At 54.3% G+C, this 25145-nt stretch carries 16 protein-coding genes, 1 tRNA gene and 1 pseudogene; 15 read left to right on the forward strand and 3 right to left on the reverse strand.

The window, feature by feature from the left end; genetic code table 11:
* The 9 genes from xrtD (at nucleotide 1) to W02_RS21055 (ending at nucleotide 13561) form a co-directional block, all read left to right on the forward strand.
* Nucleotides 1-1635 (forward strand): VPLPA-CTERM-specific exosortase XrtD, encoded by a 1635-nt coding sequence (xrtD, locus tag W02_RS21015; protein ID WP_173051261.1) that lies wholly within the window; start codon nucleotides 1-3, stop codon nucleotides 1633-1635.
* 10 nt (nucleotides 1636-1645) lie between these two features.
* Nucleotides 1646-3280, forward strand: coding sequence for a glycosyltransferase family 4 protein (locus tag W02_RS21020; RefSeq protein ID WP_173051262.1), 1635 nt, complete (start codon nucleotides 1646-1648; stop codon nucleotides 3278-3280).
* A gap of 23 nt (nucleotides 3281-3303) precedes the next feature.
* Nucleotides 3304-5688: a tetratricopeptide repeat protein gene (locus tag W02_RS21025; RefSeq protein ID WP_173051263.1), complete on the forward strand. Its 2385-nt coding sequence runs from the start codon at nucleotides 3304-3306 to the stop codon at nucleotides 5686-5688.
* Nucleotides 5681-6301, forward strand: coding sequence for a polysaccharide biosynthesis/export family protein (locus W02_RS21030; protein WP_232068603.1), 621 nt, complete (start codon nucleotides 5681-5683; stop codon nucleotides 6299-6301). The genes W02_RS21025 and W02_RS21030 overlap by 8 nt, the downstream gene beginning before the upstream one ends.
* A 35-nt stretch (nucleotides 6302-6336) precedes the next feature.
* Nucleotides 6337-7533, forward strand: coding sequence for a hypothetical protein (locus W02_RS21035; protein WP_173051264.1), 1197 nt, complete (start codon nucleotides 6337-6339; stop codon nucleotides 7531-7533).
* A gap of 16 nt (nucleotides 7534-7549) precedes the next feature.
* On the forward strand, nucleotides 7550-9328 hold the full coding sequence (locus W02_RS21040; RefSeq protein ID WP_173051265.1) for a Wzz/FepE/Etk N-terminal domain-containing protein: 1779 nt from the start codon (nucleotides 7550-7552) through the stop codon (nucleotides 9326-9328).
* 37 nt (nucleotides 9329-9365) lie between these two features.
* Nucleotides 9366-10196 carry a CpsD/CapB family tyrosine-protein kinase gene (locus tag W02_RS21045; protein WP_173051266.1) on the forward strand — a complete coding sequence of 277 codons (831 nt, stop codon included), beginning with the start codon at nucleotides 9366-9368 and terminating at the stop codon, nucleotides 10194-10196.
* Nucleotides 10197-10216: 20 nt separating this feature from the next.
* Entirely contained in the window at nucleotides 10217-11605 is a 1389-nt protein-coding gene (locus W02_RS21050; RefSeq protein ID WP_173051267.1) for an AAA family ATPase, read from the forward strand.
* Nucleotides 11606-11728: 123 nt separating this feature from the next.
* On the forward strand, nucleotides 11729-13561 hold the full coding sequence (locus tag W02_RS21055) for a TIGR03790 family protein (protein ID WP_173051268.1): 1833 nt from the start codon (nucleotides 11729-11731) through the stop codon (nucleotides 13559-13561).
* A 70-nt stretch (nucleotides 13562-13631) separates the two neighbouring features.
* Here the strand turns inward: W02_RS21055 and W02_RS21060 are convergent, their stop codons facing one another.
* Nucleotides 13632-14045, reverse strand: a complete 414-nt coding sequence (locus W02_RS21060; RefSeq protein WP_173051269.1) for a hypothetical protein — start codon at nucleotides 14043-14045, stop codon at nucleotides 13632-13634.
* A 318-nt stretch (nucleotides 14046-14363) separates the two neighbouring features.
* On the opposite strand from W02_RS21060, the gene W02_RS21065 reads away from it, so the two are divergent.
* From W02_RS21065 to W02_RS21080, 4 genes are all read left to right on the forward strand, one after another.
* Entirely contained in the window at nucleotides 14364-14888 is a 525-nt protein-coding gene (locus W02_RS21065; protein WP_173051270.1) for a hypothetical protein, read from the forward strand.
* A gap of 43 nt (nucleotides 14889-14931) precedes the next feature.
* On the forward strand, nucleotides 14932-15819 hold the full coding sequence (locus tag W02_RS21070) for an outer membrane beta-barrel protein (RefSeq protein ID WP_173051271.1): 888 nt from the start codon (nucleotides 14932-14934) through the stop codon (nucleotides 15817-15819).
* 480 nt (nucleotides 15820-16299) lie between these two features.
* The gene (locus tag W02_RS21075; protein WP_173051272.1) at nucleotides 16300-16488 is read left to right on the forward strand and encodes a hypothetical protein; all 189 of its coding nucleotides are present in this window, start codon (nucleotides 16300-16302) and stop codon (nucleotides 16486-16488) included.
* A gap of 210 nt (nucleotides 16489-16698) precedes the next feature.
* Nucleotides 16699-16773 (forward strand) — tRNA-Thr (locus W02_RS21080).
* Nucleotides 16774-16931: 158 nt separating this feature from the next.
* Here the strand turns inward: W02_RS21080 and W02_RS22340 are convergent.
* Nucleotides 16932-17522: a tyrosine-type recombinase/integrase gene (locus W02_RS22340; RefSeq protein ID WP_370467951.1), complete on the reverse strand. Its 591-nt coding sequence runs from the start codon at nucleotides 17520-17522 to the stop codon at nucleotides 16932-16934.
* Here W02_RS22340 and W02_RS21090 point away from each other — a divergent pair.
* Nucleotides 17482-18598, forward strand: a pseudogene (locus tag W02_RS21090) (IS3 family transposase). The gene W02_RS22340 and the pseudogene W02_RS21090 overlap by 41 nt on opposite strands.
* Before the next feature lie 51 nt (nucleotides 18599-18649).
* Nucleotides 18650-19770 (forward strand): IS3 family transposase gene (locus tag W02_RS21095; RefSeq protein ID WP_370467949.1). Its coding sequence is split into 2 segments (ribosomal slippage): nucleotides 18650-18896 and nucleotides 18896-19770, totalling 1122 coding nucleotides; the frame shifts between segments, so codons are not numbered across the junction.
* Nucleotides 19771-19891: 121 nt separating this feature from the next.
* Here the strand turns inward: W02_RS21095 and W02_RS21100 are convergent.
* The gene (locus W02_RS21100; protein ID WP_173051274.1) at nucleotides 19892-25048 is read right to left on the reverse strand and encodes a DUF4011 domain-containing protein; all 5157 of its coding nucleotides are present in this window, start codon (nucleotides 25046-25048) and stop codon (nucleotides 19892-19894) included.
* Nucleotides 25049-25145: the final 97 nt, after the last annotated feature.

A 25145-nucleotide genomic window follows, 5' to 3' on the forward strand; every position in this document is an offset into this window, starting at 1 on the left:
ATGGAGACCGTGCATATGCAGGACATGAACGTTGCCGAACACTCGATCCTCGCGGAAGGGAAACCATCCCGCTATTCGGAGAACGACAATCAACGGCGTTACTCGGCACCTGTGATGTGGGCGGTCGCCGGGCTATTCGCTGTGCTGCTCATCGGTGCGGCCTATGCCGACACGCTGGCGTACGTCATCCAACAGTGGATGGAAGACGACAATTATAGCCACGGATTCTTCATCCCGGTGATCGTTGCCGTGTTGATTTGGCGGAAGCGCGATTTCATGCTCGCCGCCGGTATCCGGCCTTCGTGGTGGGGCGTGCTGGTGCTAGCGGTCGGCGGTCTGCTTCTCATCGTGGGGCAACTTGCAACCTTGAATGTCATCGAGAACGCATCGTTATGGCTGGTCATTGTCGGTCTCTTCCTCGCGGTGACCGGACCTCGTGCGACATGGGAAGTAGCCTTCCCTCTCGGCTATCTGCTGACGATGTTTCCGCTTCCTCAGATGATTCAGCAGAACCTGTCATCCTCGCTACAACTTCTGTCTTCGAAGTTTGGGGTCGGCTGTCTCCAGTTGATCGGCGTGACGGCCTTCCGAGAAGGAAACGTGATCGACCTTGGTCCGATTCAGCTGCAGGTGGTGGAGGCCTGCAGCGGGCTGCGGTATTTGTTCCCGCTCGTGTCACTGGCCCTCTTGTGCGGGTACTTGTTCCAGGACCGCTTGTGGAAACGGGTCCTGTTGGTCGGATCCGCCATTCCCTTGGCGATTTTCCTCAACGGAATTCGTATTGGAGTGATCGGTGTGTTGGTGGAATGGTACGGGCAGGGTGCGGCGGAAGGGTTCATGCACTTTTTTGAGGGATGGGTGGTGTTCGTCGTGAGCTTTGTCATTCTACTGGCCGAAATGCAGTTGCTCAGTCGCATCGGGCAATCTGCTCCTCAGCCATCTCCGTCACCCGCTCACGGGTCCGTCGCAAAACCATTCTCTGCCGTTCCGGTTTGGTCTTCTTCGATGACAGTCTGTCTGCTCCTCCTGCTGGGTATTGCCGCCGCATCGGTTCCGCTTCGCGGCCGCGAGGACATTACGCCGTCACGGCAACTGTTTCTTGATTTTCCCATGGACTTGTCGGGATGGCATGGCAGCCCGTTGACGATGGAAAAGGTCTATGTCGATGCATTGCGGTTCGACGACTATCTGCTGGCCAATTATCAGACTTCGGCGAATGGTCCGATCAATCTGTACGTGGCATATTACGGGTCGCAGAAAACCGGCCAGTCTGCGCATTCCCCGAAAACCTGCCTGCCGGGGGGAGGTTGGGAGGTGACGTCATTGGATCAGATCACCGTCGGAAATGGTCTCTCGAACCGGATCTTCTTTGCGAACCGAGCCGTGATACAAAAAGGAGATGCTCGGCAAATCGTCCTCTACTGGTTCAAGCAGCGTGAACGCATCGTGACGAACGAGTACCTCGTCAAGGCATGGCTGTTTTGGGATGCACTGACAAAGCAGCGAACTGACGGAGCGCTGATTCGATTGGTTGCCCCGGTGTTGCCGGGTGAAGACGATGCGGCGACGGATCAGCGGTTGCAGCAATTTGCCGCATTGGTACAACCGACCCTGTCCGCCTACGTCCCGGATTAAATCGAAGGATATGGCCACCGCATTCTTTTTCAGCTTTTTGGGGTCTCTGATCATCTGCATGGCGCTCATTCCGCCGTTGATGGCATCGGCCGGGCGCCTCCAGGTGCTCGATGTTCCCGGCGGCCGGAAGGCACACTCGGGCTCTGTGGCCAAGGTCGGCGGTATTGCTTTGGCCACGGGCACCTTCATTGGTGTGCTGATGTGGGCGCCGAAGGACGATGTGATCCTGGCCAGTCTCCTGGGCGGATTGATCATTCTGCTGTTCGGCATCTGGGATGATCGGGTCGGGTTGACCTACTCGGTCAAATTTGCAGGACAGGCGTTGGCGGCATTCATCGTCTTGGCGGTAGGCGGAGTACACGTGAGCAGTCTTCCAATGATTCCAGATTCCTGGATGACTCCGTGGGTCAGTCTCCCGTTTACGTTTCTGACCTTGATCGCCGTGACCAACGCCGTCAATTTAGCCGATGGGTTGGACGGGCTGGCCGGCGGATTATCACTCATCAGCTTTGCCGCGACCGCCATTCTGGCGTTCCAAATGGAAGACTCCCTGCTGATGCTGATGGTGGTATCCGTGCTCGGCGGGCTGCTCGGGTTCCTCCGATTCAATACCTATCCGGCACGCGTATTCATGGGCGATGCAGGAAGCCAATTCCTCGGTTTCTATCTCGGCGTGACGGCGCTCGTTCTCACTGATCCATCACATGGTCCGTATAGTCCGATGACGGCACTGTTCATTTGGGGATTACCGGTCCTCGACATGTTCGGAGTGATGATCCAACGCTGGCATGAAGGCCGTTCACCGTTCATCGGAGACCGGAATCACTTGCATCATCGTCTGCTGAGCATGGGATGGTCGCATCGCGAGGCCGTGATGCTCATTTATGCCGTTCAAACCGGATTGGTGACATTGGCATATACCACACGTTGGCAGCCTGACTGGGTGTTGATGCTGATCTATCTGGTCGTTGCGGCGTGCGTCTTGATCATTTATATACGGCCGGTTGATCGGCTGATGTTGCATGCGCGATCTGCCGACACTATGCGCGAGGATGGCAGAGCCGTCGCCTGGCGTTCAAATTATCCCGGGCTTGCGCAATTGCCCATCCGTCTGCTGGCGGTTGTCGTGCCGGGATTTCTTATTGTGAGCGTAGGCCTGCCGCAACACATTCCCTTTGATGCCGGCCTCGTGGCCGCCGGCCTTCTCGCCGCGCTCGTGTGCGGCATGCGGCTGTGGCCCCGTTCGGCGCCATTTCTGGTGCGCGCGGGCCTTTACGTCGGCAGTACCTTTGTTTTGTATTTCAGTGAACTCAGCGCCCCTGCTATGGCGTCTCCGTGGCTTCAGCCGGTCAACCTGTTGCTCATCGGGGTGGCGCTGCTCGTCATCACGGTCATGAAGGTGACGGCGGCAGACAAATTTGAAATGACGCCGCTTGATTCCTTAATGGTGCTGTTGGCAACGCTATTGCCGTTTCTGCCGGACATGGAGGTCGGCGAGATTAATCTGAGTCTGTTGACGGCAAAACTGATCGTGCTCTTCTTCTCATTCGAACTTCTTCTTCACGGCTATAGCCGACGGATTACGGAAGCCGGATTCCTGGCCATGTGGCTCTTGAGCGGCCTGGTGATCCGCGCGTGGGTGTAACGATGCATCGAAAGGACGACCATATGTGGTTCCGCGGCCAAGCAGTGGTGTTCATCGTGTGTTTCATCGCGATCACGGCATGCGGAGGGCCGGAAGAGCGCAAAGCGCAACATCGGTTGCGGGCACAAGAGTACATGCAAGAGGGGAATTTCCCCAAAGCTCGAGTGGCCCTCCGCAACGTGCTGAAAATCGACCCGAAGGACGCCGAAGCGTACCTGCTGGCCGCTCAGGTGGAAGAAAAAGAACGTAACTGGCGGAATGCCTTTGCGAACTACCAGCGTGTGGTGGAGCTGGTTCCTGATCACGAACGGGCCCAAGTTCGTCTGGCAAAGTTCTACCTCGAAGCCCGCATGATCGACAAGGTCTCCGAGATCGTGGACAAGGTCCTTGCCCAACATCCAGACAACGTGCAAGCTGCGAGTTTGCGGATCGCCGTTGAGGCCGTCACCGGGCAACTTTCTGAGGCGACGGTCAAAGGTGAGAAATTGGTCGCGGCTCATCCGACCGATCCGGACGCCACGTTGCTGCTCGCCACTCTCTATGTGGCCCAAGGCAGAGGAACCGATGCGGAGGCCATTCTCCAGCGTGCGGTTGATGCCAACCCAAAAAATCTCGAACTGCTCGACGGATACGCGAGTGTCTTGAGCAAGATCGGTGAACCGCAGCGAGCAGAGAGTCTGTATCAACGCATCGTCGCGACCGAGCCGAAAGTCATGGAGCACCGGACCAGACTCGTGCAGTTCTACGACCAGCAGAAGCAGTACGACAAAGCGCAAGGAGTCCTGCGCCAGGCTGCACAGGACCAGCCCGACAGTGAAATGTGGCAGCTCCGGCTGGCTGAGTATTTGATGCTGCGAGGCACGCCGGCTCAGGTCGAGGCCGCCCTTCAGGATGCAGAGCGCAGGTTGCCCTATGCGACGAAACCGCCGTTGTTGTTGGCGAAGTGGTATGAGACGCGGGGAGAGATTCCGAAGGCCCGGGCCATCTACGTGCGGTTGCGCGACGACAACAAAAAGGAACCGATCGGCCTTGAGGCCAAGATCAAACTGGCAACACTCGATTGGACCGAGGGCAAGGAGGCCGATGCCGAGCGGCAAATGCAGGAGGTTTTGAAAGAGAATCCGCGGTCGTCGGAAGCGTTGATGCTCCAGGGAAAGATTGCACTGAAGCGCAACAACGGGAAGGAAGCCGTTACTGCCTTCCGTTCCGTCCTGAAGGATCAGCCGGAGTTGGTGGAGGGACACGTGCTGCTCGGCCGGGCTCATCTGGCCATCGGAGAAACCACGCTGGCGAAGGACAGCTTCGAACGGGCCGCGGCGCTGAGTCCTGGCGTCTCGGATATTCAGGTCATGCTGGCCGGAATCGACGTGATGACTGGAAAAACCGCGGAAGCCAAGCAACGGCTCGAAGCCGTGCTGGCGAGAGAACCTCAGAACCTTCCCGCTCTGGACGCAATGTTCCGCATTCAGGCTGCATCACAGGAATGGGATAAGAGCGAGCAGACACTCTCTAAGTTGCGGACCGCCGGAGCCGGGAAGGCCTGGGCGGATATGACCGAGGGCAACGTCCATCTGGCGAAGAAAGAATGGGATCTGGCCACGGCATCGTATGAACGAGCGCTCAATGCGGCTCCCAACGCTCCGGAGCCCCTCCTGGCGCTGCTTCAACTCGACCAGGCCTTGAACCAACGCGAGAGATCACGGGCAAGACTTGAACGATTGCTGCAGAATCCCAATCATCCGTATGCCCACGGCTTTCTTGGTGAGTTGCTGTTGCAGCAGGGTGATCGGGCTGCGGCCGATGAACATTTCCAAGCCGCTACCAAAGCGAATCCGAAGTGGACGATTCCCTGGATTCATCTTGCCACGTTGCGCTTTACCGACAAGCGTCATCAAGACGCGCAGACCGTCATCAGAAGCGGATTAAAGGAAAATCCGAACAGCCAGGAGCTGCACATGTTGCTGGCTACGACATTGACGGAGGTGGGCGAAGTGGACGAGGCGATGAAGGAGTATGAGATCATTCTCAAGGCAAGCCCCGGCGCAGCGCTCGCGGCGAACAATCTCGCGACGCTCCTCGTCGACCGCAAAGGGGATACGAAGAGTCTTGAACGGGCGCTTGCCTTGAGCCGGGACTTTGAACGGCAGGCCCCCAATGCCTTCTTCCTCGATACGTTGGGATGGGTGCATCATAAGCTCGGACACAAGGAAGAGGCCATTCGCGTCATGCAGCTCGCGGTGGGTAAGGCGCCCGAGCATCCGGTCCTGAACTATCATCTCGGCGTCGCCTATGCGCAAAGCGGAAAGGCAAAGGAGGCAAAGGACTATCTGCAAAAGGCGCTGGACACGGGGAAGGCCTTCACTGGTATCGATGATGCCCGATCGCTCTTGAGTTCACTCAATGGATAACAGGATTGATCTGGTGACGTCGATCCATAGCACGTTCGTAGTCCTGAGCCTCATGCTCGTTCTGGGAGTCGCCGGGTGCGCCGGTACGGCGAATCAGATGAGCACGCCGGCGGCGACTGATGCCCCGGACGCCGGGTATCTGCTGGGACCGGAAGATGTGCTGACCGTGACTGTATGGCGGGACGAACATCTGACGAAAGAAACGGTCGTGCGCCCGGACGGCATGATCTCCTTTCCACTGATCGAGGACGTCCCGGCGGCCGGCCGTACGGTGGCAGACGTTCGAGCAGACATTACAAAGCGTCTGACTCGGTATATGCCCACGCCGAATGTTTCGGTTGCAGTCACGAAGCTGCTCAGTTACCGAATATATGTGCTGGGCCGAGTCAACAAACCTGGTGAGTTTATGGTCGGTCACACGACCGACATTCTTCAGGCCCTGAGTCTCGCCGGAGGTCTGACGCCCTATGCATCGGAAAACGACATCAAGATCATACGCCGGGTTGGCGGAGAACAGCAGACGTTCGAGTTTCGGTATGCGGAAGTCAGAAAAGGAAAGGATCTGAATCAGAACATCATATTGCAACGCGGCGACGTGGTCATGGTGCCTTGACGGCCACCCGGACGTTTCAAGGAATATGAAGGCCCATGATGCGTGCATCGCGATGGTGGCTGCAAGGAATTGGCGTAATGATGGTGTTGTCTGCGACATTCATGAGGAGCGAAGCGGCCGAATGGTCCGCTCAGCCTTCCTTGAGTGTTCGGGGACAGTACAATAGCAATCTTCTCTTGACGTCTTCTCCTCATGAGGGCGTGTGGGGCGTATGGGCCAGTCCCGGGATGAAATTTGCCGGATCAACGGAAAATTTTGAAATGAGCGGTAGAACCGCAGCCGATTTTGTCAACTACTATGGAGGAGAAAATCGATCGCTCACGAATCTGTATTTTCCAATATCGGCCAAATATACCACTCAGCGGGAAACGTTTGGATTCGACGGCGGATTCATACGAGACAACACCTTGATGGGAGAACTGCGTCAAACGGGCGTGGCGATAAATTTTACTCAACGAAACATGTGGAATCTTTCGCCATCATGGACCCACGCTCTCACCGAGCAAGTCTCGCTTCAAGCCGGCTTTCAATATGTGAACACGACCTATGAAAATGGTCTGCAACTGGGGCTAGTGGATTACGATCTGCAAGGGGGGTCAGGAGCAGTGATTTATAGTCCGGGAGAAAGAGACGAATTCAAGCTTTCCTTCTCATACACGGATTTTCATGCTCCTCAGGCGAACAGCTTGCGGTCTGAGATCTATAACGTACAACCGTCCTGGACTCACGGGTTCAGTGAATCGATAAGCGCCACGATCGCTGGCGGGCCCAGTCTCGTACACTCTGCCGTTGGTGCCGAACCGTTTCGACAAAGTGACCGTCAGACTGTGTGGGTGGGGTCCGCCAATCTCAAAAAGCAATGGGAAGATGCCTCCGCACAGGTCGAGATCGGGCGAGACATAAACCCGAGCGGCTTTGGTCTGCTACTAAAGACCGACAGATTGACGATGACTCTTTCAAAAAATGTGAATGAGCGATGGACCGCTTCGCTCTCCGGGGCGTATGTGATGTCCTCAGGGCTCAGTACCCAAACCTTTCGGGGCAGTTTCCCGGACAATCAATATATAACCGTTTCTCCTGCAGTGAACTGGAAGATTGGTGAGTGGTGGGCGGTGGACTTCACGTACACCTATTCAGATCGACAGGTCAAGACGTTCAATGATCATGCCACTGCAAATATTGGCAGCATCATGTTGACCTATTTCCCTCCAAAACTCAGGATGGGCCGGTAGGTGAAGGAGTAGATGTATGGTATCTGTAGAATCTATTTCCTCGGTTCCAGTATCTCAAGAAACACAAAGTGTACGTGACCTTTGGCAGATGTTTCGCCGCCGTCGATGGGCGGTCGGCATCATAGGGGTCACGATCTTCGCTCTCGGTGTGGCTATCGCGTTACTGTGGCCTCCCGTCTATCGGTCGAAGGCCACCATTCTAATCGAGGAGCAGGAAATTCCTCCAGACCTCGTCCGATCAGCAATCAGCAGTTATGCGGACCAGCGAATCGAGACGATCAAACAGCAGGTGATGAGCCGCGCGACGCTCTGGAAGATTATCGAACAATACAACCTCTATGAAGCCTTGCGCCGCAGGAGCGCAACCGAAGAGGTATTGGAACAATTCACCAAGGACATTCGTCTCGAGGTGATCAATGTCAAGGTCGTTGACCGCAGGTCTCAGCAACCGACTCAGGCAACGATTGCCTTCACGCTGGCCTATGACGGAGAGTCTCCGGAAGTCGCGCAGAAAGTTGCGAACGAAGTGACGAGCCTGTTTCTCCAAGAGAATCTCAAGACACGTGAGCGGCATGCACAGGAGACGACCGCGTTTCTGAAACAGGAAGCAGAACATCTGAGCAAGCACATCGACGAACTGGAGATGAAGACTGCGGCGCTGAAGCAGAGAGCGGACGGCGCACTTCCAGAACTCACCCAACTCAACATGCAGCTCATGAGCCAGACGGAGCGTGAACTGCTCGAAGTCGATCGGGACATCAGAAGCACTGAAGAACGGAAGCGTTTTCTGGAAGGCGAACTGGCCACTTTGAAGCCGAACACGCCGATCATTGCAGCATCGGGGGAAAGGCTTCTCGATGCGGGAGAACGACTGAAGACCTTGCGGGCCCAGTATGCCAGCGCCAATGGATATTTGTTTCCCGAGCATCCGGATATCATCAAGATGCAACAGGAAATGGAAGCCCTTGAACGTGAGGTCGGCGCCAAAGCTCCTGGTGAGGAAGTCGGAAAGCGTCTGGACGGTCAACGGGCCTATCTTGCGTCATTGATCAACAAATATGGGGAAGACCATCCGGATGTCATTCGGGGACGAAGGGTCATAACCGGTCTGGAAGAAGAACTCGGGCGCATTGCGGCTCAACCGCGCGAGGCATATCCATTGAAACCGGAAAATCCGGCGTACATCAATATTCAGTCCCAGCTGTCATCGACGGCCGCATCCCTGGAATCACTGAAGAACCATAGGACCGCCTTGAAGAAACGTGCTGAAGATTATGCCAAGCGCGTCGAACGCTTGCCGCAGTTCGAGCCGGAGTATCAAGCGTTGCAGCATGACCGCGAAAGTTCGCTCCGGAAGTATCATGAAATTCGGTCACGTCTCATGGAGGCGCAGGTTTCAGAAGGACTGGAGATTCAACGAAAAGGTGAGCGGTTTTCGTTGATCGATCCCCCGGATCTGCCGGGTCGTCCGGATCGGCCGAACCGGCCGCTCATCCTCATACTAGCAGCGGTACTGGCTTCGATCGGAGGGTTGGGGGCGGGTGTGGCGATGGAACAGGTGGACGAGACGATCCGCAATCCAGCGCAAATATGCCTTGCGGCGGGAGTGCCTCCGCTGGCGCTGATTCCCTATGTTCCCGATGCAAAAGAAATTCAAGTACACAGAAGCCGGCGATGGAAGATGCGATGGGTAGGCGTGGGTGCTGCAGTGGTGCTGCTCGTCCTGGGACATCTGTTCTGGTATCCACTGGACGTCGTCTGGTATGCAGCGTTACGGAAGCTGGGGCTGACCTAAATCAAAGGATGTGCGAAAGCGTGTGAAGGAGCATGTAATGGAAGATCTACAACATGCCATGGAACGATATCGCGAGCAGGGCGGCGGTTCGCCCAGCAGAGGGCCCGGAGGTACCAGATTAAAAGAGGTTCCTCCTCCCATCATCTATAGCCGGACGAAGGTGATTGATTGTCCGGAGCATGTTCTGCGGCGTAAGCGCATCGTGGCAGGATTTGATCGCGGGCCGTTCGTCGAGGGTTACAATCTGCTTCGCACACAGGTGTTACATCGCTTACGGGAGAACAATTGGAATGTGCTTGGGATCACGAGTCCGAGGCAGTCGGAAGGAAAGACGCTCACGGCGGTGAATCTCGCGGTGACCCTTGCGATGGAGGTCACGCAAACCGTGTTGCTGGTCGATGCAGATCTGCGCAAGCCCGGAGTGGACGAGTTGTTTGGCCTGACAGACCTTCCCGGGCTTGCCGATGTGCTGCTGGACGAGAAACCGGTCGACGAGGCGCTCGTGCATCCTGGAATCGGCCGGTTTGTCATCCTTCCGGCCGGCCGGTCAATTCCTCGGTCCGCTGAAACGCTGACCACTCCACGCATGAGTGCGCTGGTCAGCGATCTCAAGCATCGATATGAGTCCCGCATTCTGATTTTCGATCTTCCGCCGGTTCTCACCAGCGCCGACGTGCTGGCGTTTGGGCCCTCGCTCGACGCGGTCCTGATCGTGGCAAGCGAAGGCATCACGCGGCGGGCCGACTTGGAAGAAGCGATTCACCGGCTGAAGGGGGCTGTGCCGATTCTCGGCACGGTCCTCAATCAGGTCGGCCGCGGAGATCCTCGTTCGGTCAAGGCCCATGCGAAGAAACCAATTACGTTCTGACGATGGAGGCATGATCAATCGTGTATGAATCGTACTATGGCCTTCGCGGTAATCCATTTTCGCTGATCCCGGATCCCGCGTATCTCTATCAAGGACGCAAGCACAAGTTGGCCTTGAATCTGCTGGAATACGGAATGCTCAATCGAAGTGCGTTCACGGTCATCACCGGCGAGCCGGGAACAGGGAAAACCACGTTGCTCAATACAATTCTGGAGCGGTCCGAACGAGCGGTGACGCTTGGCGTGCTGTCCCACACGCACGTGGGGCTCGGCAGTCTGCTTCCCTGGGTCTTAATGACCTTCGGGGTGGACGGCAAGGGAATGGACAGCGTCGAATTGTATCGGGCCTTTGCCGGGTTTTTGAATCAAGAACATGATAAACATCGACGGGTCGTTCTCGTCGTGGATGAAGCGCAAAATCTTGGCGGCGCGATGCTCGAGGAATTGAGGCTGTTGTCCAACCTGAACGACGCGAGACGTCAGCCCTTACAGATCATTCTGTCCGGGCAACCGGCGTTGCGCGCGCTGTTGCGCCAGAGCGAACTCGTACAGTTCGCCCAACGCATCTCCGTCGATTACCATCTGGAACCGTTTGACCATGTGGAAACGCCTGAGTACATCCGGCATCGCATCAATGTCGCCGGAGGTCCGGCGACATTGATGACGGACGCCGCGTATCTTGCCGTTCATCGCTTGAGCGGGGGAAATGCGCGATTGATCAATCAGGTTTGCGACGTGGCGCTGGCCTACGGCTTTGCCGCACAAAGCCGGTGGATTACCTCGCAAATGGTGATCAAGGCAGCGATGGACAGGAGCGCCGGGGGCATTTTGCCGTTGATGGACGTCAATCCTACCGAATTGTTCACCGAAGAAGAGCAACGCCTGGAGCTGCAACAGATTTGTGCATTGTCGCAGCCGGCGCCCGCGGTCAAGCCGAATACAAAATCCTCGAACGATTCGGAGACGGCGACCGGCTTATATAAGAGAGGCGTGGCGTTTAAGAATGCCGGAGCGTACAAGCAAGCTATCTCGTTTTTCGAACAGGCCGCTCAGGATCAGGGTTTGGCTATGAAGTCCAACACACAGATCGCACTATGTCTGCGGGCGTGCGGCCGAGCGGCAGAGGCCACGCGCATGTTCCAGCAGTTGCTGAAGAGCGGGCATGGAACGGAGGAAGATCGGCGGCAGGTCCGATATTTCCTGGCCAGGATCCTCGAAGCCTCGGGACAGATCGACGCTGCCATCGGACTGTACCGGGCATTGGGAAAAGAACATCGCGACTATCGGGATGTCAAGGACAGGCTGGGCCGCCTGGCGGCTCCTGAATCCTCTGGGTCTTGGTCTGCGAGCGGATGGTGGGCAAAGCTGTTACCCCGGCGCCGTACTCCGGCCTTTCGTAATCCGTCCTGAGGATGGAACACCGCTTCGGACTGCCGGCATACGGACTCCTCACATGCTCACGCGGATCAGGCCGACAGGTTTCCGCCGGACCGGCCGCGTGCGAGAACACCAACTCCAGGTATGATGGTACACATGCGCATGGATTTCGTTCCACATCCGGTCAACAGCAGCATGAGGTGGAAGATCTTGGCCGCGTCCATATTCATGTGGGTCGCTCAATTCTTTCCACTACCGGCCGAGGCAGAGCTCGCACCGAATCAGGTGATGATCGTGGCCGGCAGCAAACCGGACAGCCTCGCGGTCGCGCAGCATTACGCGATGCGCCGCGGTATTCCGGGCACACACATCGTCAAACTCGACATTCCGGTTGATGAGACCATCAGTTGGGATGATTACGAACGAAAAATCGTCGGGCCCGTCCGCGAGTCGATCCTGACGCAAGGATTGTCGCGGGACATCAGGGTTCTGGTCACCGTCTATGGTGTGCCGCTTCGCGTCTCGGCGCCGATCCTCACCGCAGAAGAACGGTGGTGCCGTCAGGATGCGGAACATCGTCTTGCCGCGGCTCGTTCACGTCTGTTGCAAGTGGAACGCAAGGCAAAGGAAGTGCCGGGACAAGGAGATGGGTTTCATACGGAAAAGATCGGCCAGGGGGTGCTTCAGTTCGAGCGCAATCTGGCGTTCCTCGATCACATCGACTTGGTTGCCCGTGAAGTCGTGAAGCGTGCGAAGTCACTCGATCCGCCGACGTTGGATCTGTGGTATCAACGGATCGAGTCACTGGTGCGGGATTATCAGGGCATCGCCGGTGTCGCGCAACTCAAGGTGGACCTTTCGCGGGAACAGAACGCACAGGCAGGTGAAGCGACACGCATCCGGGCACAACAGGGAGAAGGATTGCAGCTCCTGTTGGGGTCCGTCGAAATCCCCGTCCGGCGTGATCGAAATGAACTCTATGCTCTGGCGGAGCGGATCTACGGCGCCTACGGTGTCTTTGGCCTCGCGACGCTTGAATTGAGTCGTCTATCCGTCGAACATGCAGACGCGTCCGTCGATAGTGAACTCAGTCTGCTCTGGTGGGATCGGCGCCAATATGGTGCAGGCTGGCGGCAGCCGAACGTGTTGTATTACAACCACAAGAAATCCTCAGGCCGTGCGCGCAAAGACATTCCTGTGTTGATGGTCAGCCGGATCGATGCGTCTAACGCCGGACGAGCCATGGGACTGGTCGATCGTGCAATTGAGGCGGAGCAGGACGGCGTGAGGGGAACAGTCTATCTCGATGCCCGCGGGTTATCCACCAAGGATAAGCAGGACACGATGAGCCGATACGACCAAAGCCTGCGAGATCTTCACGCACTCATTACCCAGCGGACGTCATATCGAACGGTTCTGGAGAATACGGAAACGAGGTTCCATCGACCTGGGGAAGCGCCCGACACGGCGCTCTACATCGGATGGTACCGGTTGCGGCAGTATGAAGACGCGTTTACCTTCCGCCCGGGCGCAATCGGTTATCACATAGCGTCTGCCGAGGCCATAAGTCTTCATTCCGCGTCCGAAGCAGGCTGGTGCAAGAATGCCTTGGATCGTGGGATTACCGCCACGTTGGGTTCCGTCGGAGAGCCGTATTTGGATTCGTTTCCGGAGCCGTTGGAGTTCGGCGCGCTGCTGCTGACCGGACAGTATTCGCTCGTCGAAGCGTACTATTTAACCAGCCGATGGGTGAGTTGGCGGATGGTATTGATCGGCGATCCGCTGTATAACCCATGGAAACGCGCTCCGGCGATGCCCCGCTCCGCACTCACGATGTTTCCACTTGCTCCCATCGCCCCATCTGACCAGTCGATCGACGACCCGATGTTGGCGCGAGACGGCCTTCAACAGGCCCGCGACCAAGCCCGCGTCAGACTGGACGAGATCCTCCACGATCAAGTCTCGCTTGCCGAAAGGCTCAACGGCTGAAGGGAGAGCGAAGCGGAGTTATGAGAGGCTGCTTGGAGCGTACGGGGAGTCGAAAACCTGAACTGCATTTTCAATGATAGGCATCCTGCACCACGCCATTCTCGTCGTAGCGAATGTGGATTTCATGGGTGATCCATTCCGACTTGGGAGTCGTCGAGTCATCAGATCCGAGAGATCGTTCAATGGGTTTGGAGGTGACGGCGGTGGTTCCGAGGGGACCAGGCTGCACCGTCGGAATTTCGACTGGCGGAAGAGGCCGTTTTGAAGCGGTAGACTGATATGTTACCATGGTGCCGGTTTTTGTCGTCTCGACCAGATCAGGGTCGCCGAAGCGCGACACGATCTCCGCCCTTGTCGTCTTACCATTTTCAATCCATGTAATTTGATCGGGCGTGGAAGCGCAGGCCGAGAGATTCATCAGCGCGAACACCACAAACCACAAAGTCCCGTTTGAACGTCCGAGACTTGCCATGTCCAACCTCATAGAGGAACTCTCCTTCGCCGCATGCGTGGCTTCCTGCGCCATCATAGCATAGGTTTTCACCATTAAAGGAGAGGGTCTAGAGCCGTGACACGCAATATCCGCAAGAGCATGGCGTCAAGTGCGCTTGACGGATGACCGTAATCAAGGTCGGCAAGAGGGTGCAGTGAAGGTAACGCATCAACTGGTGACCGCTTACCTTGTAGGGGTGACTTGGCGGTATAAGTGGCTCTTGACGGACAGATCACGATGAGGCGAGAGTGGGGGATTCAATGGTGCCTTGAGGTGGAACGACACTATCGGCGGAGTAACGAGATGATCATGCACGAACAACACGAATCAAGTTCTGGAAAGTTGTTGAACGACTGGCAGTGGTTTTATCGAACCCTCCTCTGGCCATCCAAGCCGGAGACATATGAGGCGTTCTGGACCAAGGTCGAGTCGAGTACCTTGCTCAAACTCCTATGCGACACGCCGAATTACGAGGATCGATGGAAAGATGCCCTCATGTTTCACCTGAGCCAAATGTGGATGGCCGGCCCCGTGCATGGGCGGCTGGAACTGGGACACAAAGACCCTTCGATGTGGGTCGTGGAGTCGATCAGCATGCTGGATCTGATTGTTCGAAATTTGATGGCTACCACGACGGTGCGCAGCGAAATCGAAAACGTCGAGACCACGCTTCTGCTCATCAAGCACTTTTTCCCTAATGACGTCGTTGCAACGAATATGGAAGAGTTGAGCGACAAAATAGCAAGGCTGGGCAATGTGACCGAAGAGCAACTGGTGGCGGTAGTCAACCGGGCCGCTGATTGCCGCATGCAGATCAATGAAAGGAAGGGATAGCCTCCTCTGAGGGCGACTCCACTCACGGAGTGGCCTTTCTGTCTTGGGCGGTGGTGACTCCAACGCTACTCGCACATTTCTTGACCCTGATTTAACAATCCATCCGACGCCATATGTTAGCTTGCGGCGAGAACACGCGTACTACGCGAAGGTGCCTTTTAGTCTGTATCAGGTCACCAGAATGCGCGATGAATCGATCACCGGCCGTAAACACATGGTCGTGATTTTTGTCTTGTTTGGATTCCTGCCGGCCATGGCTCAGCCCGCCTTCGCCGAGTTTGAATTTTCTGTCTATGGAGGAACGAGCATTACGCCGAAGATCGACCTCACCGTCACCCTTCCGCAAAGCAATGTAAGCGTTCCGGGTGTCAAGGTGGATAACTCTATTACGGGGGGTGTCAAGATCGGATACTGGCTCGATAAGATGTCTTCGGCAGTCTCGGTTGGATTTGGCCTTGACGGATTTTATTTTGAACCGAAGATCGATCGCCAGACTGTGCCATCTACAACCAATTTCCAGGGGATCACGTTTCAAAACTCGAGCACGGTGAGCCCGCTCACGCTCGAAACCTTTGGCATTGGCATTGATGTGTTTAAACTTAGGCTCCATCTCCTTGAAGAAAAAAACTTCCCGATGGGCAGATTGCAACCACAGCTAAGCATCGGCCCATCCGTGTTTGTGGTCAACGTCAAAGACACCACCAATTTTGCCCCCAACAATCAACAGCAGCATCAAACGTCGGTCGGACTCAAGGCCGGCGCTGGCGTGCAGTTTCTTTTCACGCAATATCTTGGCGTGTTTGCTGAATATCGGTTCACGCGCTATTCCATGGATGTCGCATTCCGTGCACAAAACAATGTGGCATCTCAGAACATCACTGCCGATATCAACACCCACCATCTGGTCGGAGGTCTGAGTCTTCATTTCTAGGTTATGAGAGCGAGAAGTGATGGAGCGCACTTCACACCCTTCTACTGGGATTCTGATCAGCGGGGGCCCGGCAACTTTCTCTGTTGATCTTCCTCGCCCCTCCAGGGGAGAGCATCGCGAGCCTGAGATATAACAGTAGGCTCAATCCGAATGCCGCGGCATCTATTGGGACTCTGATCCTTCGGCCGGTTCCAATTCCTTCAGCCATTTCGCTTTTCAGTTCCGGCCTGGCAGCCCTCGCCGCTGATGGCGCCGAATCAATTGGCAAGATAGTGCGGACCTGAAGAGGGCTGGTTTACTGGACAGTTCCCGCACAAGTGCGCTACATTTCACCCGAAGCTGACGTCGCTCAACCAGCAGAGCCGTAATTTTGTAAGCCTGCCCGCGTTTTTTCTTGTCTCATTGAGTTGGTAAGATGGCCAAGGTTGCCATGCGCGCACCGGTGGGAATAACTGTGTGCAGAATTGAAGGAGAACATTTATGACTCTGGAAGCGGGAAGCAACAAGGAGAAGGCTGCAGCCATCGCAAGGGATGTCACCGTTGCGGCTGCAAGCGCATTGGATAAATCCGCCCTCATGCAATCTGAAGCCGGAGATCTGTACACAAGCAATCTCGTCAAACTATACGAGGCAATTCATGCTGCAGCCCTAAAATCAATTACCGGCTAGCCAATGGTCCAATCATGACGAAGAAATGTCACGAGCGTTTCTTCATCCAACTCAGTACAGGGGACGGGGCCTTTTTCTCTCACTGGACGGAATAACGGATAAAACTCGGTCTATCGGCGTGATGCAATCATGTGTGACGCAAACATTCAAGCTATAGTGAGCCAATCAACGGTTGACTGCCAAATATAACTCTGCGAATATCCTCACAAAGCTGGCGTAGCTCAATGGCAGAGCAGTGGTTTTGTAAACCACCGGTTGGAGGTTCAATTCCTCTCGCCAGCTCCAAACCAACCTTCGGTTGAGCCGGTGGCTTTTTAAAGTTTTAGGGGTTACGCCACCGGATAAACGCCTCCAGTAGCTTTCTTCTTAAATCTGTAGGTGCGCCCTCTTCGTGGGGAGCGTACGAGGGGGCTGGCCCCCTCAGTAGGAGCCGGGAGGCATTTTCAGGCCGATCCGGCGACGGGTGGACGGTTCAATTCCTCTCGCCAGCTCCAGAACTTCTTTTGCCTTTTCAGTGTAACCTTTTTCTGTTCCTCGAAGTATGCCGAGAGGGACTTTGCCGCTTTCTCGAGGTCTCGCTCATCAACGACGTTATACCTGTCGAAGATGCTCCGTGTCTTGTGACCGGAGATCGCCATTGCTACCTTTTCGGGCACGCCAGCACGCACCATGTTCCGCACAGCCGTTCTTCGAAAATCGTGCGGAATTCTTCCTTGCCAAACTTCACGGCCTTTCGTTGGATCCTGGACCATGGCGCCAAGGCCAACGGCGACACATGCTTTCCGCCATGAATGCTTGAGGCTTTCGAGCTGAATACCGCCCCGATGGCAGATCCAAGGACACAATGGCCATTTCTTCTCACAGCGAGCCTTCCAGGCCTTGAGAACACGCGAGGTGTACTGGTTTTCATGTCTTCTTGTAAGCTCCCCGCAATTGTGGACGGTCAAAAGGAGAACGTTCTGGCACAATAGCCACCCTAGCCAGGAGGTTCCCATGCGGCAAGCGAAGTTCACTGAGACACAGATCGTCTCCATCCTGAAAGAGGCTGATGCCGGCCGACCGGTCAATGAGATCTGGCGGCACTACGGGATCAGCTCAGCTACCTACGACAAGTGGAAAGCGAAGTATGGTGGCCTTGAGGCTTCCGACGTGAAGCGGTTGAAGGAATTGGAACACGAGAATAACCGGCTCAAGCGGCTGTACGCCGCTCTCTCGTTGGAGATGCAGCCCTCAAGGATGTCATTGCAACAAAGCTCTAAGGCCCGCGGAGCGCCGGGAGATCGTCACGCACTTGGTCACGGTGAACGGTCTGCCGATCCAGCGGGCCGGTCGAGCGATCAGGCTCGGGCGAGCCACCTGCTACCGTCCGCGGGTCGACTGGGCACGGCGGGAAGCGCCGGTCATGGCCGCGCTCACGACCTTGGTGGCCGCGAAGAGCCGCTGGGGCTTTTGGAAATGTTATGGCCGCTTGCGGCTTGATGGGCAGCTCTGGAATCACAAGCGGCTGTGGCGCGTGTATTGTCAACTGCGACTGAACCTGCCCCGACGGACGAAGAAGCGGGTCCCCCTTCGACTCCGTCATCCGTTGACGGTCATGCCCCAGCCCAAGACCGTGTGGGCCGTGGACTTCATGAGTGACACCCTCTATGGCGGGAGACGGTTTCGCACGTTGAACATTTTCGATGAAGGCGTTCGAGAAGGTTTGGCGATCGAAGTCGATACGTCCCTGTCGGCGGAGCGTGTGATTCGCGTGCTTGAGCAGGTCGTCGCCTGGCGCGGCCGCCCCCAGGCCCTGCGGCTGGACAATGGGCCCGAACTCCTCGCCGAGCGCTTCCTCACCTGGTGTGCGGAGTGGGGAATCGAGTTGCGGTACATCCAACCCGGGAAACAGAATCAACATGCCTTTATTGAGCGCTTCAATCGGACCTATCGGACCGAAGTGCTCAATGCCTCTGTGTTCGAGTCGCTCGAGCAGGTGCGCGAGATCAGTGGCGAATGGTTACAGAGTTACAACGAGGAGCGGCCCCACGATGCGTTCGCGGGCATGCCGCCGGCCGCGTACCGAGCCCAACTTGAAGTGACGTCTCCCCCGAAAACGACGGCAACTTAAAACTGGAGTAGACTACCGGCTTCGACGGTCCTCGACGAAAGGAGTGGATCGATGAAGCGGTCGAAATTCTCGGAAGAGCAGATTGTCTACGCCCTGCGACAGGCCGAGTCGGGCACCCCGATTGGGGATGTCTGTCGGCAACTTGGGATAGCCGAGCAGACCTTCTACGCGTGGAAAAAGAAGTACGCCCACCTGGGAGTGAGCGAACTCCGACGGTTACGCCAGCTCGAGGAAGAAAATAGCCGGCTGAAACGGCTCGTGGCCGATCTCTCGCTGGATAAGCATATGCTGTCGGAGGCCTTGCGAAAAAAAGTCTGAGGCCCGCCCGCCGTCGAGAACTCGCGCACTGGTTGCACGAGACGTGCTCGGTGAGCTGTCTGCGGGCCTGTCGACTGGCGCAGTTTAGTCGCGCGGCCTGGTATCGAACAAGTCGGGCGAAAGATCAATCGGCACTACGGTTGCGTCTCCGTGATCTGGCTCACGCGCGACCCCGCTTTGGCTATCAGCGGATCTGGGTGCTGTTACGGCGTGAAGGGTGGGTGAGCAATCGCAAACGGGTGCGCCGCCTTTATCGCCTCGACGGTTTACAGCTGCGCATGCGGGTGCGGCGCCGCAAGCACATCGCGCTCCACCGGGGGCCGGCTCCGGTGGCGGTGGGTCCACACGAGCGCTGGAGCATGGACTTTGTGCATGATAGTCTCGCCGACGGCCGGCCGTTTCGGATTCTGACCGTCGTCGATAACTGGAGTCGCTCTAGCCCGGTGCTCGAGGTGGGATTTCGCATGACCGGCATGCTAGTGAGTCAGGTTCTGGATCGGGTGCTCGGCACAGCGGCGGGGCCGCGCTCGATTACGGTGGATCATGGGACGGAATTTCAGTCTCGCGCCTTGGAAGATTGGGCCTACCGTCGCGGGGTACAACTGGACTTCATCCGACCGGGCAAGCCCGTGGAGAATGCCTTCATTGAGTCATTGAATGGCCGTCTACGTGATGAGTGTTTGAATGTGCATCAGTTCGTCTCCTGGGCGGAGGCGCAAGCGATTGTCGAAGCCTGGCGGGTGGATTACAATCACCACCGCCCCCACAGCTCACTCGGCCACCTGACACCGATGGAGTTTGTCAGTCAACGTCAGATCATGCAGACCGTCGAGGAAGTCGTCTGTTCTGGGTAAGAGTTGTCTCCACACGGGGCCAACGTCAAGAAGCCCAAAGTTCTCCTTTGGTCGTGTCTCGTTGACAGGGGAGCTTACAATGGGGCGTTGCAATTGAACTAATGGTGAAGGAGACAGGTAGTTAGGAGGGGTTTAAAGTTCTAAGCTGTTCGATGTTATGAACCAGCTTGTCAATTTCCGCATAGGGATTTCTGAACCAATCAGTTGACCAAACTCGGTGAATGTTCCATTTCAGTCGTTCTAAAATCTCCTGTCGCAAACGGTCGCGGTCTCGCACTGACCGAGCGGAATGATATGTAGCGCCGTCGCACTCTATTCCTAAGATAAAACTACCTAGACGATCAGGATGCTGAACAGCGATATCGATAAAATAGCCTGCGACGCCGAGCTGTGGGACGACTTTGTATCCCTTTTCTCTTAGGTGAGCGATCACCCACTTTTCGAACTCGCTATCAGGTTCTCGGCCTGTAGCTCTCGCAAACTCGGTATGGCCATTTCGCGCAAAATCTAGATAATTCTTAAAGGCTTGTACTCCTCGCCTCATCTCTTCCAATGGTCCCCAGTCCAGACTTGGATCCATTGACGTAAATACCTTTACCACTTGCTTGGCTCTTGTGAAAAGCACATTAAGTCTGCGGTGCCCATTCACTCCATTGACGGGTCCGAATCGACGATAAAAGTTCCCCGTACCATCTTTACCGTAAACTGTGGAAATGAATATGACGTCACGTTCATCTCCTTGTACATTCTCAAGGTTCTTCACAAAAAATGGTTCTAGGGTAGAATCCCAGTTCTCACGATAGGCTGCTGATTCAGGATCATTGGCAAATACTTCATTGTCCATTATCTCATTGATTAGATCTCTTTGAGCTTGATTCATGGCAACAATTCCAAGAGACCTTGTGGGGTACTGATGGGTAAATTCTTTTGCTGCATTCGTAATTGCTTCTGCTTCTGCCCGATTTGTTCCACCATCGTAAGTCCCATTGGTATCGACGAGATGAACGCCGAATTCTGGCCCACTCCCGTGAGGTGAGGGGAACACTATTAAGGAATTGTCGTAAAATTCAGAATTCGAAAAAGCAATTAATCGTTCATGTTGGGATCGGTAGTGCCATTTAAGTTGACGAACCGGTTGAAAAACACTTCTTGTCAAATCCAATATGGATTCGAATCCGCCAGACATTACAACTTCCTCACTCTCTTTGTCCTCAACGCAGTCGGAATCTACTTTTTCGAAGAATGTTGTCGGTGGTAGCTGCATCGGATCTCCAACAATTACTATCTGAGACCCTCGAGCAATTGCTCCGATTGCCTCCTCGGGGCGAACCTGCGAAGCCTCATCCATTATTATGATATCGAACTGTAAACCTCCCGCCTCCAAAAACTGTGCAACTGACATGGGACTCATTAAGAAGCACGGTTTCAGCGATTGAATAGCTTGGCCAGCTTTCCGAAATAAGCTCCGAAGAGGCAAATGTCGCTTCTGTAAACCTATCTGGTGTTGTAATAAGGCTAGGCCGGTACGCTCAGACGCTTTACCTCTTGCAACCCCAGGATCAACGTATCGTTGCAAGAGTTTATTGGCGATTTCTTCACGTTGCAGCTCAAGGATTTGTTTGTCCAATTTCTGAAAACGTTTTCTCAGCTGATCGTGATTACTTCCAGAATGTGAATTAAGCTTCGGGTCTTCGTCCAGTAAAGTTTCGGCGATTGACCGAAATAATATGCATTCAAACGCAGCAGCAAGACCCTTGTATTCAATTGCTGACTCACGCATTGCCTTTAGTACTGGCAATAACGGTGTGGAATTAGCTCTTGTTTCTACCCTGAGAAAATCTAAGTAAGCCTGTATAGAATCAAAATGCGCATGTGCGAAAAGCGCTTTCTCTTGTAACGTCTCTAATGGTGAATCTCTAAGGCTAACAGAGCGAGTCCAAAGATCCTCATCTATCTTCAAGACGGTGCATAGCCAATCCTGGACTTTCAGTGTAAGCGCAAGGTGATCAGCGACAATCTGTGAATGTTCCCTAAGGACTGTAATAAGGTCAAATCCCTCAGTTGGCGTAAACCTTGTCCATACGGCTTCCGGAATCTTGAGTCGTTCGAGGATCGTCGCGAATTGCAAGTTGCTGCGAAGGCGGACTGCATGATCGAGAGTTGGATTAGTGCTACCTGACAGAAAACGCATTGCTGAAGGTTGTTTAAGGCTCGCAAGGTAGGTCTCTACTTCAATTATGGCTGTGAGGAGACTTCTTAGATTGTCAATCGGACTCATTGTAGAAAGTCCGAGTTGCCGAACCTTGCCTATAATTTGTCTTAACTTAGCTAGGTACTCCCTTTTGGAAGTGAGAATAGTTTGGAGTGAGGAAAAGGGTGAGTTGCCTACCGCTCCTAGAACCTTTTGCAGGGATTCAAATGCCGTCGACTCAGCGATAGAATATATGCTCTCGAGTGTCTCACGTTCTCCAGCAAGCAAAACGTCGCGAATACTTCGCAAACTCAAATGCGATGCCCGAATGGCGCCACGGACGGTCTCGCCCCAGCGGGCAACTCTAATAAGATCCTCCCACGGTGTCCGTTCTTGCAAGAAAAACCTACCGGCGGCCTCTTGCCATCGAGGATCACCTGTAAAGGTCTGCAAATCCTCGAGGTATGTAAATGTCTCGATTAACCCGTCTATTGCCTCCTGACGGGATGGTCGACCCGATTGCGTTGAGATGCTCTTATAGAGTTTTCTTGCTTCCCGACACTCACGTGTAAGTAAATTCTGAATTGCTCCGGCGGTCTTCAATGTTCTGTATGCGGCCTTAACCTCAGGAAGTGAAGGCACTAGTTTTAGATTTATGCCTTTGCTCAACCGGTTCGCCGCTTCATCGAGTTTTTTCTTTTCTTCTAGTGCTTCTACAAGGACTAGGAGATTGTCTTCCTCCAATATGTCTGGCTGCCTATACTTCAATAGAGTCTTAGGAAGCCCGGTAAGTACGGACATCGCTTCCACAATATGATGAAGATCTTGCGTTGAGGCATCGCTTATGCTGAAAAGTTGAGTGAGACTATCTGCAACTTTAGCTGCATGCTCAAGAGGCAAAAGGTTCGCCTCAGTCTCCTGAAGAAGATTCTCAATCTCTTGTACCCTTAGACGGTCAAGCCCTTCTTCTGCGATCTCATCTATGAGAGTTGCGAGTGATGTACTCCCGGTATTGAGTATTGAATCACCTTCCGTTGTTATCGTGTCTATCTGGGCGCGGACGTGGGCTAATCCTTGGATGTTGGAGATCACTTCTTCCAGTGCCTCGCAATCTTGGTAGCTTCGCAGCTGTCTGAAAACAGATTGGTCAAAATCTCTTGGAAAGTCTGGAAGGCTCTTTGCACACGTACCGAAGGCGCTGGCACCATTTGTGGTAGAAACGATTGGCCAGAAAGTCTTCAGCGTAGCGACTTTAATAGCCTCCATTAAGGTTTCGATTAGCGTAGACCAAGAGAGCAGGCTGGAGCGGATTTCATCGAATTGGAAGAGATGTAAACTATCATTTCCCAGCCCCCGCCATGGGTGTTGATTAATCCCTCCGAAGGTGTTGGCAACAGAGGTTTTCTCATCGAGATCCTGTGCAAGTTCCATTAACCGATGACGTTCCAATGCCTCGATTTGACATGGATTGTTAATTCGGGCTCTGCGCAACCCAATGGGGAAGCCCTCCACCTGTCTAGCTCGTACACAATTCGCCCGAAGGATGTTGTGAACGGTAAATCCAGTTTCACCCACAGGCATATGCATTTTATTCACATAATGCAGTAGTTCGTTTTGCGATTCTTGACAGGCCTTTCGAGCGGCCCGGATCTGATTCGGATTATGGGAAGGACCCTCATACTCAATGCGTTTCTTGATTGAATCTATAATCCTCGTTTTTCTGGTTTTTCCCGAATGTAATTCGAGACAGAAGTTACCAAGTTCAAACTTATCAAGCCTGCTCTTAACAACCTCTAGGGCAGCCATCTTTTCAGCGACGAATAAAACTGTTTTCCCTTCGTGCAGAGCTGCAGCAACAATGTTTGTTATGGTTTGGGATTTTCCAGTGCCAGGTGGGCCTTGGATCACAAGGCTTTTCCCCTTAATCACATCGATAACCGCGCTATGCTGTGATGAGTCAGCATCAGTAATTAATTGAACGTCTTTGACTGTAGAATCAGCCCCATCCATGGGGTATTCTGGCGCTAAAGAAATGGTGCCTGTGGAGTCCTTTCCTAAGAAAAGATCTTGCAGCCTGGAGTGCTGATGCAGCGCAGGAGACCAATTTGTTTGGTCAAGATCGCGATACATGACGAGTTTAGAAAACGTGAACAAGCCTATCGTTACCCACCTTCTCACTTTCCATTTTCGTTCAGAGGAGATAACCTGTCTTACCTTGGCGAAGTATTTTGAAAGCTCCTCATCTGGATTCCATTGAGGTAGTTCCAGGTCATAGTTCCTCTTTAGGAGTTCCGATAGCGTTATGTTACTCTCGACATCTCCATCCCTTGATATAAGAACATAGGAATAGCGCCCGCTCTGAAGAGTGCGCTCGATTTCTACTGGGTAAAATAAGAGCGGTGCGTACAGGGCGGTATCAGAGTGGGGTGTTTCATACCATTCTATGAATCCGAATGCACAATATAGAGCGTTAATTCCGGCATCCTCAAGCAGCGTCCTATCACCATCACGGATGGCAGCGACCTTTGCTTCCATGTGCTCTCTGTAGTGCAGGGTTTGAAGCTTTGAGTCCGTGTGCCTCCGTGGAAGAGACTCGGTGATCTCTGGTAGATCATTACTTGGGTCTATTCCTAACTCTTTTGCACGATCGGCTAATGTAATCTCGCTTCGATTCGGTAGTCCCAGTTCTTTTCGTACTCGGTCGCGAAGGGATCGTTCTATCCGAGACAGTTGACGAGCTGATGGGTTTCGCCCCAATTTCTTTTTTTGATCCTGGAAGATACTGTTGTTTTCGCGAGCGTATTCAAGTGCCCTGAGAAATTCAGGAGTATTCTCATCGCGCAAATCACTTTCTGGCTCATCAATCCAAGAAAATACCAGCTTCTTATCCTGATCCAATTTGGCTAAAAGAATTTCAGGTACTTCATCGATGACTCGAATTTGAGTTCGCGATTTCTCGGAATGCTTGTAGTTAAGTAGGCGATTGGCGAGTGACAGATCTAGGAGGCGGGACCGGAAGTTTTCGATGCCCCTGCGGACAGTCTCAGCAAAATCGTCTGATCCTGGGGACGAGTCTCTTTCCGCCATACTGTCTTTCCGTTAGACAGCAAAATTGACGAGGGAAATATTACAACAAAGTCTTCTGAAAATGCTCTCTGGCATAAGGCGATGTTCCAATTTGTAC

The sequence above is a fragment of the Nitrospira sp. KM1 genome (assembly GCF_011405515.1).
Classification (GTDB): Bacteria; Nitrospirota; Nitrospiria; order Nitrospirales; family Nitrospiraceae; genus Nitrospira_C.

Bases quoted from the DNA above. Each gene is read 5' to 3' on its own strand.
- W02_RS21100 (WP_173051274.1), bottom strand. From the start codon at position 25,048: ATGGCGGAAAGAGACTCGTCCCCAGGATCAGACGATTTTGCTGAGACT.
- W02_RS21020 (WP_173051262.1), top strand. From the start codon at position 1,646: ATGGCCACCGCATTCTTTTTCAGCTTTTTGGGGTCTCTGATCATCTGC.
- W02_RS21060 (WP_173051269.1), bottom strand. From the start codon at position 14,045: ATGAGGTTGGACATGGCAAGTCTCGGACGTTCAAACGGGACTTTGTGG.
- W02_RS21025 (WP_173051263.1), top strand. From the start codon at position 3,304: ATGTGGTTCCGCGGCCAAGCAGTGGTGTTCATCGTGTGTTTCATCGCG.
- W02_RS22340 (WP_370467951.1), bottom strand. From the start codon at position 17,522: ATGGAGACGATCTGTGTCTCAGTGAACTTCGCTTGCCGCATGGGAACC.
- xrtD (WP_173051261.1), top strand. From the start codon at position 1: ATGGAGACCGTGCATATGCAGGACATGAACGTTGCCGAACACTCGATC.
- W02_RS21035 (WP_173051264.1), top strand. From the start codon at position 6,337: ATGATGCGTGCATCGCGATGGTGGCTGCAAGGAATTGGCGTAATGATG.
- W02_RS21030 (WP_232068603.1), top strand. From the start codon at position 5,681: ATGGATAACAGGATTGATCTGGTGACGTCGATCCATAGCACGTTCGTA.
- W02_RS21040 (WP_173051265.1), top strand. From the start codon at position 7,550: ATGGTATCTGTAGAATCTATTTCCTCGGTTCCAGTATCTCAAGAAACA.
- W02_RS21075 (WP_173051272.1), top strand. From the start codon at position 16,300: ATGACTCTGGAAGCGGGAAGCAACAAGGAGAAGGCTGCAGCCATCGCA.
- W02_RS21045 (WP_173051266.1), top strand. From the start codon at position 9,366: ATGGAAGATCTACAACATGCCATGGAACGATATCGCGAGCAGGGCGGC.
- W02_RS21065 (WP_173051270.1), top strand. From the start codon at position 14,364: ATGCACGAACAACACGAATCAAGTTCTGGAAAGTTGTTGAACGACTGG.
- W02_RS21055 (WP_173051268.1), top strand. From the start codon at position 11,729: ATGCGCATGGATTTCGTTCCACATCCGGTCAACAGCAGCATGAGGTGG.